The sequence below is a fragment of the Phormidium pseudopriestleyi FRX01 genome (genome assembly GCF_017313335.1).
In the GTDB taxonomy this organism is placed as follows: Bacteria; Cyanobacteriota; Cyanobacteriia; order Cyanobacteriales; family Laspinemataceae; genus Laspinema; species Laspinema pseudopriestleyi.
Genome location: NZ_JAFLQW010000135.1, coordinates 1 through 7,698, shown reverse-complemented (window position 1 = coordinate 7,698; position 7,698 = coordinate 1). Strand labels below are relative to the sequence as shown.

General features: G+C 48.0%; 8 protein-coding genes and 1 tRNA gene. 5 read left to right on the top strand and 4 right to left on the bottom strand.

Annotated features, from left to right (window positions below; translation table 11 throughout):
* Nucleotides 1-941 (top strand): DUF3370 domain-containing protein (locus J0895_RS05200; protein ID WP_207087058.1); only part of this gene is annotated, 941 nt, incomplete at its 5' end.
* 8 nt (nucleotides 942-949) lie between these two features.
* On the opposite strand, the gene J0895_RS05195 is transcribed toward J0895_RS05200, so the two are convergent.
* Nucleotides 950-1,102: a hypothetical protein gene (locus tag J0895_RS05195; RefSeq protein ID WP_207087057.1), complete on the bottom strand. Its 153-nt coding sequence runs from the start codon at nucleotides 1,100-1,102 to the stop codon at nucleotides 950-952.
* 91 nt (nucleotides 1,103-1,193) lie between these two features.
* Here J0895_RS05195 and J0895_RS05190 point away from each other — a divergent pair, with 91 nt between their 5' ends.
* Complete coding sequence (locus J0895_RS05190; protein WP_207087056.1) at nucleotides 1,194-1,379, top strand: hypothetical protein; 186 nt, start codon at nucleotides 1,194-1,196, stop codon at nucleotides 1,377-1,379.
* 398 nt (nucleotides 1,380-1,777) lie between these two features.
* Here J0895_RS05190 and J0895_RS05185 read toward each other — a convergent pair.
* The 3 genes from J0895_RS05185 to J0895_RS05175 form a co-directional block, all read right to left on the bottom strand.
* A tRNA-Lys gene (locus J0895_RS05185) sits at nucleotides 1,778-1,849 on the bottom strand.
* A gap of 55 nt (nucleotides 1,850-1,904) precedes the next feature.
* On the bottom strand, nucleotides 1,905-2,729 hold the full coding sequence (locus J0895_RS05180) for an alpha/beta fold hydrolase (protein WP_207087055.1): 825 nt from the start codon (nucleotides 2,727-2,729) through the stop codon (nucleotides 1,905-1,907).
* 37 nt (nucleotides 2,730-2,766) lie between these two features.
* Nucleotides 2,767-3,492 carry a lysophospholipid acyltransferase family protein gene (locus tag J0895_RS05175; protein WP_207087054.1) on the bottom strand — a complete coding sequence of 242 codons (726 nt, stop codon included), beginning with the start codon at nucleotides 3,490-3,492 and terminating at the stop codon, nucleotides 2,767-2,769.
* Between the two features lie 540 nt (nucleotides 3,493-4,032).
* On the opposite strand from J0895_RS05175, the gene metG reads away from it, so the two are divergent.
* From metG to lptC, 3 genes are all read left to right on the top strand, one after another.
* A complete protein-coding gene (gene metG / locus J0895_RS05170; RefSeq protein WP_207087053.1) occupies nucleotides 4,033-5,640 on the top strand; it encodes a methionine--tRNA ligase in 1,608 nt (535 codons plus the stop codon).
* Between the two features lie 244 nt (nucleotides 5,641-5,884).
* A complete protein-coding gene (locus J0895_RS05165) occupies nucleotides 5,885-6,496 on the top strand; it encodes a LabA-like NYN domain-containing protein (RefSeq protein ID WP_207087052.1) in 612 nt (203 codons plus the stop codon).
* A gap of 6 nt (nucleotides 6,497-6,502) precedes the next feature.
* Nucleotides 6,503-7,675, top strand: a complete 1,173-nt coding sequence (lptC, locus tag J0895_RS05160) for an LPS export ABC transporter periplasmic protein LptC (RefSeq protein ID WP_207087051.1) — start codon at nucleotides 6,503-6,505, stop codon at nucleotides 7,673-7,675.
* Nucleotides 7,676-7,698 lie beyond the last annotated feature (23 nt).

Sequence of the window (7,698 nt, the reverse complement as noted above, 5' to 3'; positions counted from 1 at the left end):
CGAATCCTCTGGGGGCGGTTTATGCTGGACCTGGGGGGCGCGTCACCAGTGAAATTCTGCGAGGACAGCGCCAAGATATCTGGCCCGCGCAACTGGTGATTCCACCTCAGTCGAGTCAAATGTTGATGAATCGGCAGATTCCAGTCCGCACCCTAGAACCGCCTCTGAATGGTCGTTCGACCTTAATGCGGTTGTCCAGTAGCGGGCAAGTCTATGTGGCGAGTTTGGCGATGTATGCGCGGCAGGATGGGAGTGGGAATGAGCGATCGCCCACTCTGGAGGAATGGCAGCAGCTTTTAGAAACCGCAGATGTGGCAACTCCGCGCGATCGCACTCCCACTCCCCCAGACCAAACCGAGGGCCAAAGAATCTACGGTCGAGTCGCTGGGGTGTCCCAGGGGTCTACTTGGGTGGGTCAATTGGTCGATCGCCCGGATATTCAAGGGTTGAGTATTCCTGGGTCGGGAGACAGCTTTTCCTACGCGATCGGCACCTTACCCGGAGGACTAATGGGAACGGATCAGTCGCAAAGTGCACCGATGTTGGTCCGTTACCCAGATACTGCCTATTCTGCTCATGGCAACTATGCCCTAGAATACCGTTTACGTTTACCCCTGATCAATGAGACAAAAGCGACAGAAACCGTGACGGTGAGTTTACAGACGGCGTTGAAAGAAGAGACTTTAACGCAACAAGGGTTACGGTTTTTAGAACCTCCTGGACCCCAGGTATTTTTCCGAGGAACGGTGCGGGTTCGCTATACCAATGATTTGGGAGTGCCAACAACGCGCTATTGGCATTTGGTGCAGCGTCGGGGACAAATTGGGGAACCGTTGGCGACCTTGGAAATGCCACCGGGCGATCGCCGTCTGGTGGAGGTAGATTTGATTTATCCCCCGGATGCCACCCCACCCCAAGTCCTCACGATTCAGTCTCGCTGAGTCGGGGATCAACGCTTCGGTTGCTGATTCAGGGTGTTCAATCCTGCACTAAATTGGTGAAGTTTAGAGATAAAAGAGGTGGCGGCGATCGCGCCTCTTTTGCCCTTCCCCGGGTGAGTTGACTTGTGATATAAATCACGGCCAATCTCGATGAATATCACAGCCTATTTTTCTTTAGATCACTGGATATTGCCGGGTTTTAGTTGATACTTAGAGTATCACTTTTTATTGGTGGTGATACCAGTTCACGCTATGCTTTATCCATCCAGAATTTCAGACGTATTTTTTCAAGCCTGGAAAGCCGGTTATATTACCCGGTATGAACACACCCAACTCCTTAATGTTGGATTAGTAACGCGACTGAATGAAGAAGACCGGGCGGCCCTCCATCGCCTTTCTCATGCGATTAAGCGGGGATGGCTGGAAGTTATTGATTAAGCTTTTCCCGGTTGAGGTTACTGGACGATTTGATAAGCTGTTCGCCATTTAAATACTGTAAAAAAGAGCGAGCAAGATGCTCGCACTCCAACGGTTTCCGAATTTTCTAGTTTCTTTCTTTAAACAAGCAACAGCTTAACAGTTCATTTGTCTGGTTTTAGTACAACCCGGGATAAAAAAAATTCTGTATTTGTTCAGTCAAATTCTGCCAGTTGGTTGGACAATTTTTTAACGATTTCGGTCAAATTGTGGAAATGAACTGGAAAAATGGATTAAAAAACCGGCATCCTCAAAGGTGCCGGTTTTTTATAAGCTGTTTATTTAGGGTAGGGACTAAAGCATTGAGATCCACCCGTTTTAGGTTTGGAGACCGTTGGGGTGAATCGGGCGATTAAAAATGGGTCACCGGGGGCTCGAACCCCGAACCAACGGATTAAGAGTCCGATGCTCTACCATTGAGCTAGTGACCCAGATTAATCACAATAACATAGTTTTAGGCTTTAAGTCAATAGGCAAATTCACATTTCAGGCGACTGCACTGATGGGTTTGGGACGGGTTAAAAAATCATGGTCTTTAAGGAGTTTGTAAAGATTGACATCAGTTTCGAGTAAACAAGCATGACCGCTATCAGGTAGTAAGACTTGTTTAGCGTTGGGAATGGAATAGGTTAAGCGGGTCGCTTCGGCAGCCGAGGGTAACAGCCGATCGCCGGTACTGGCGATCGCCAAGACGGGTTGACGGATGCGACTTAACTCATGAGAGTTCATTTCAAACTCGCGGAGTAAATTGACTCGCCAAGTGCTAGTTGGTTGAGGGACGGACTGCATTGCCGCTAACAACGTATTGCGTTCCGAACGGGCGATGCGACCGAGGGCAGCTAGAAAGGGTAATAAACCCATGACCGATAAGGCATAGATGGGGGGAGGTAACCATCCGGTCAGGTGGGAGCCAAAATGGAGCAAAGCTTGACCCATAAAACAAGAGGCGGGATTGATTAAAATCAGGCGATCGAACAGTTCTGGGGCCTTGAGGGCAATTTTCAGGGCCAAGCAACCGCCAAAAGACTCGCCACAGAGATAAACCGTATCGGGGCGACTGTGACGAAATTGCGATCGCAATAAACCCACGACTTTTTCCGTGAGTTGGTCCCAGGAGGATAAATCATGGGCAGGCATGGCTAGACACTGGAGATTAAAGGCGGTAGAGAGACCTTTATTAATTTGCGATCGCAAGAGTTCCCCAGTCCCATCCATCCCTGGTAAATAAACCAACAACGGCAAGTCAGGTTGGAGAGTCGAGGGGGTTGAAAAATGAAACCGCTCGTTAAAATTGTGTATCAGTGAACCCATATCTTTCTTCCCTAAAATTCTGCGTTTTAAACCCCGTTTAATAACAGCCTTGCCGGAGTAAACCAGCAATTTCTTCCCGGCAGCGATCGGTTATTTCTTTCACCACCCGTTTTCCGGATTTACCGGGATAACCCTGTTTTTGCGCCTGAGTAATCCAATAGGGGCGACCGACGAGGAGATTAACGCGCCGATAAATCACAAGGGGGTGGAATCCGTCTTGTTGAAAATGAGATTCGGTGGGGTCAAATAGACTCAACATCCGAATGGGGAGACCCGAAAGCACTTGTTCTTCCATCGAGGCGATCGCCACCGGCACAATCGCCAGTTCTGACACCTTGGCACTCAGAGCTAAATGGGCGAACCCGCGATGAAACTCCCCGACTTCTGAAGGCGGGGTTAAGCGAAGCATTGGCGTTGCACCTTCGGGAAAGACCCCGATCGCCGCTTGTTGTTGTAGCAGCTTGCTTCCTTGACGAAAAAAGCGATGCTGTTGTGGCCCGTATGATTCTAAGACCAAGCAGCCCAACTCCGTTACAAATTCTCGTAACAGCGGGACTTGGCCCATATAATGATGGCAGGCAAAGTGGATCGAGCGTCCTGTTCCGACCATCAGTAAAGGGGCATCCATAAAGCTGCGATGATTGCTCACGATCAGGGCGGCACCTTCAGAGGGAATGCGATCCCGGTAGTAGATGAAGGTACGGGTACCAAAGGCCGTGAGAAACCCGTGGGAAATTTGCAGTGGCCTATCTTCTGATGACATTTTCACCGGCGCGATCGATTAAGAGCCTTGAGAAATTTGAGAACTTCCCAGCCGCTTTACATTTCTGAGAGGTTTTGTAAACAATTATAAAGTAAAAATCAGTTTGATTGGGTTCCAGACCCCCCGAATTCTCAGCCTGCGTTACGGATCAAGGGTCCGACGCCTATCTTTACTGTCACGGGGCAGGGGAAACAAAGCGGTAAGGGTTTGGAGTCACGACGCCCTTGAAACCTCCTTTGTCGTTTTTTGATAAAAAAAGGGAGGAGACAGTGACCGTTCAAAACCATTGATCCCCGGAGAAGCTATTGCCGAATCGGCCTCATGGGAGTGTCGTTCCTGAATCATCTATAGAAAATCTTTAAAAATAGAGGCAATAAAGGTCAACAATTTTTATAAAATCTTTATATTTTAGAGGCATAAATCCCTGTAAAACCCCGGAATTGGGGTAAAAATTTTGTGAAATGTCGAGTAGAATGGAAGTTTGCCGTCCCTCATGTTACCATCGAAATAAAAGAATGGGGGTCGTTTTTAACTGAATCTATGAACTCTACCAAGACGAGTAAGAACAGATTTGCTATTACAACACCGCTTTACTATGTAAACGATTTGCCTCACATTGGCAGCGCCTATACCACAATTGCCGCCGATGTTGTGGCGAGGTTTGAGCGACTTCGGGGGAAATCAGTCCTGCTGATTACCGGAACCGATGAACATGGGCAAAAAATAGAGCGGACTGCAGAAGCATTGGGGCGATCGCCCCAAGAACACTGCGATAGAATTGCAGCCGGATTTGACCAATTATGGCAAAAGCTGAACATTGCCTACGATAGGTTTAGTCGGACGACCAATCCCCGTCATGGAGCGATCGTCAAACAATTTTTCCAGCGCGTCTGGGACAATGATGACATTTATTTAAGCCAGCAAACGGGTTGGTACTGTGTTGCTTGCGAAGAATTTAAAGAAAAACGAGAATTGCTTGAAGACAATCGCTGTCCAATGCATCCTAACCGGGAAGTCGAATGGCGTGACGAGCAAAATTACTTTTTTCGCCTTTCCAAATACCAACCCCAACTAGAGGCCCTCTATCAAGAGCGTCCTGATTTTATTCGGCCCGAAATGCGACGTAACGAAGTTTTGAGCTTTGTCCAACAAGGACTGCAAGATTTCTCCATTTCTCGGGTCAATGTCGCTTGGGGGTTTCCGGTGCCGGTGGATCCAAAACAGACCCTTTATGTGTGGTTTGATGCCCTGTTGGGATATGTGACGGCCCTGTTAGAACCAGATCAAGAACCCACCCTGGAGAATGCCTTATCAAAATGGGCACCGATTAATCTGCACTTGATTGGTAAAGATATTTTGCGATTTCATGCGGTGTATTGGCCTGCCATGCTCATGTCCGCAGGAGTTCCCGTTTCCGGGGGAGTGTTTGGACATGGGTTTTTAACGAAAGACGGTCACAAAATTAGCAAAACTTTGGGTAATATTATTGATCCATTAGATTTGGTGGAACGGTACGGATCCGATGCACTGCGGTACTACTTTCTGAAAGAAATTGAATTTGGACGGGACGGGGATTTTAACGAAACTCGATTTATTAATATTCTCAATGCCGATCTCGCCAACGACTTGGGGAATTTACTAAATAGGACTCTGGGCATGGTGAAAAAGTATTGTCAAGGCCAGGTGCCGAAGGTGAATCCCGAGGAAATTGGCCTTGACAATGGGTTAAAAGCAGCGGGGGTAACTTTAGGCGATCGCGTTACTCGTGCCTATGAGGGCCTGCAATTTAGCCAAGGATGTGAAGAGATTCTGTCCTTGGTGCGAGGGTGTAACAAGTACATCGACGAGCAGGCACCCTGGAAACTCTATAAGCAGGGGGAACAGCAGGCCGTTGAGCAAGTGCTCTATGCTGTTTTAGAATCCGTGAGACTCTCGGCGTACTTACTTTCTGCGATCATTCCGAATATCAGCACGGCGATTTATCAGCAACTGGGGTATTCGATTGATTTTAATGACCAAACCGCGATCGCGAGTGCGCTGAACTTTTCCACTCATTCGAGTTGGGGGATTCTCAGCAGCGATCGCGTGCTGGGAGAAGCCAAACCCGTATTTGCTCGCCTGGAGTTGAGCAATCAGGCGTCTTCATAAGTTGGGCGATCGGCAATGTGCAATCAAAAAGAGCGAGTAGAATTATCGAGTATAGGGGGTGGGGTTACAGAGGGGTCCCCACCCCATTGCCAAAGAAAGGATTATCGGGGCGTTAGGGCACCGTTCTGATATATCATCAATTGCCTGATGTTCACCTGAATCAGGTAACAACCAGGCGATTCCCTCTATCATAGATCATAATGAAAAATCAATTTTCCGATAAAAAAACTGAGGAATAACAACCATGTTGCATCATCATCCAGAAAACAACAACATATTTACCCCCGAACAGGTTTTAGAAAATCGCGGTCGAGTTGCCATTTTTATTGATGGCTCCAATTTGTTTTATGCCGCTTTGCAGTTGGGAATCGAAATCGATTATACCAAGCTGCTATGTCGCTTAACTGCCGGTTCCCGACTCCTGCGCTCTTTTTTCTATACCGGCGTCGATCGCACCAATGAAAAACAACAGGGATTTTTATTATGGATGCGTCGCAATGGTTATCGGGTGATATCGAAAGATTTAGTTCAGCTTCCTGATGGCTCTAAAAAAGCCAACTTGGATGTAGAAATCGCCGTGGATATGATGGCATTAGTGGGTTCTTATGACACTGCCGTGTTAGTCAGTGGGGATGGAGACCTCGCTTATTCAGTAGATGCGGTGAGCTATCGCGGGGTGAGAGTGGAAGTGGTTAGCCTCCGTTCCATGACCAGCGATAGTTTGATTAACGTGGCCGATCGCTATATTGACCTAGAATCCATCAAGGAAGATATCCAAAAAGCCCCCAGGCACCCCAATTATACCTACCGTCCCCTTTCCACTATTGGCATGATGGATGATGTGGAAGACCACTAAATCCGGGTGGATTCAGACATCAACATTACCTATTTAAAAGTGAAAAATTCTGGTTTTTTCCTTTTGCTTTTATATGCCTTACTGGGACTGGGTTTACCCAGTTGTGCCTTTTTTCAAAAGGGCAATACTCCCCTTGTAACCGAGTCAGAAGAAGGGCAAAATCAAGCATTAACATTTAATGATGTCACCCTGGAACAGGCCAATGCTGAGGGGGAAATCGTCTGGAAGGTGCGATCGCCCTCCGCTCAGTATAATGATGAACAGAAAATTACCTATTTAGAGACACCAACCGGAGAACTGTTTCAGGAAGGTCAACTGGTTTATCAGATCCAGTCCAAAAAAGGGCAGGTGCATGGTGACGGCTCGAAAATTGTGCTCCAGGAGGACATTGTGGCCACCGAGATCCCAAATCAAGCCGTAATCCGTGCTCAGGAATTAGAATGGTTACCCGCAGAAGATTTGCTGATCGTTCGGGATAATGTGAACGCCACCCATCCGGACCTGGAAATTACTGCGAATGAAGCCAGACTGCAAAGCAAAGCCCAGCGCATGGAACTGGTGGGGAATGTCGTTGCTACAACGCAGAAAAATCCCGCCTTACAGATGCGTTCTGAGGCGGTGGTGTGGCAGATGGATACGGACCAAATCATCAGCGATCGCCCGGTGGAAATTGACCGTTATCTGTGTGAAAAACCCCAAGATTGTCCCGCCAGTGACAAGGCAGTTGGCGATCGCGGTGAACTAAACCTGGAAACGAATGTCGTGACCCTGGAACAACAAGTTCAGATTACCTTGAGTGAACCCCCACTCACAATCAACAGCGACTTGATGCGGTGGAATATTGATGCTCAAAGGGTCACCAGTGAACGTCGGGTCACCATCGTGCATCCGAACCAAACCTTGACCTTAATCGGCGATCGCGGCACCCTGGAACTTGAATCTTCCATCATCTCTTTATTCGGAAATGTCACCGGGGTACGCCAGGTCCCCTCATCAGAGTTCAAAGCCGATCGCATGACTTGGGTGATTCCCACTGAAGAGTTCCAAGCCGAAGGCAATGTCTTTTATCGCCAAGCAGACCCCCCATTTACAGTCACTGGACCCAAAGCAGTGGGCAAACTTCAGGACCAAAGTATTGTCGTGACGGGGGGCGATGTGGTAACCGATATAGTTCCTTAAATCGTCGTTTCAGTACAGGTTAT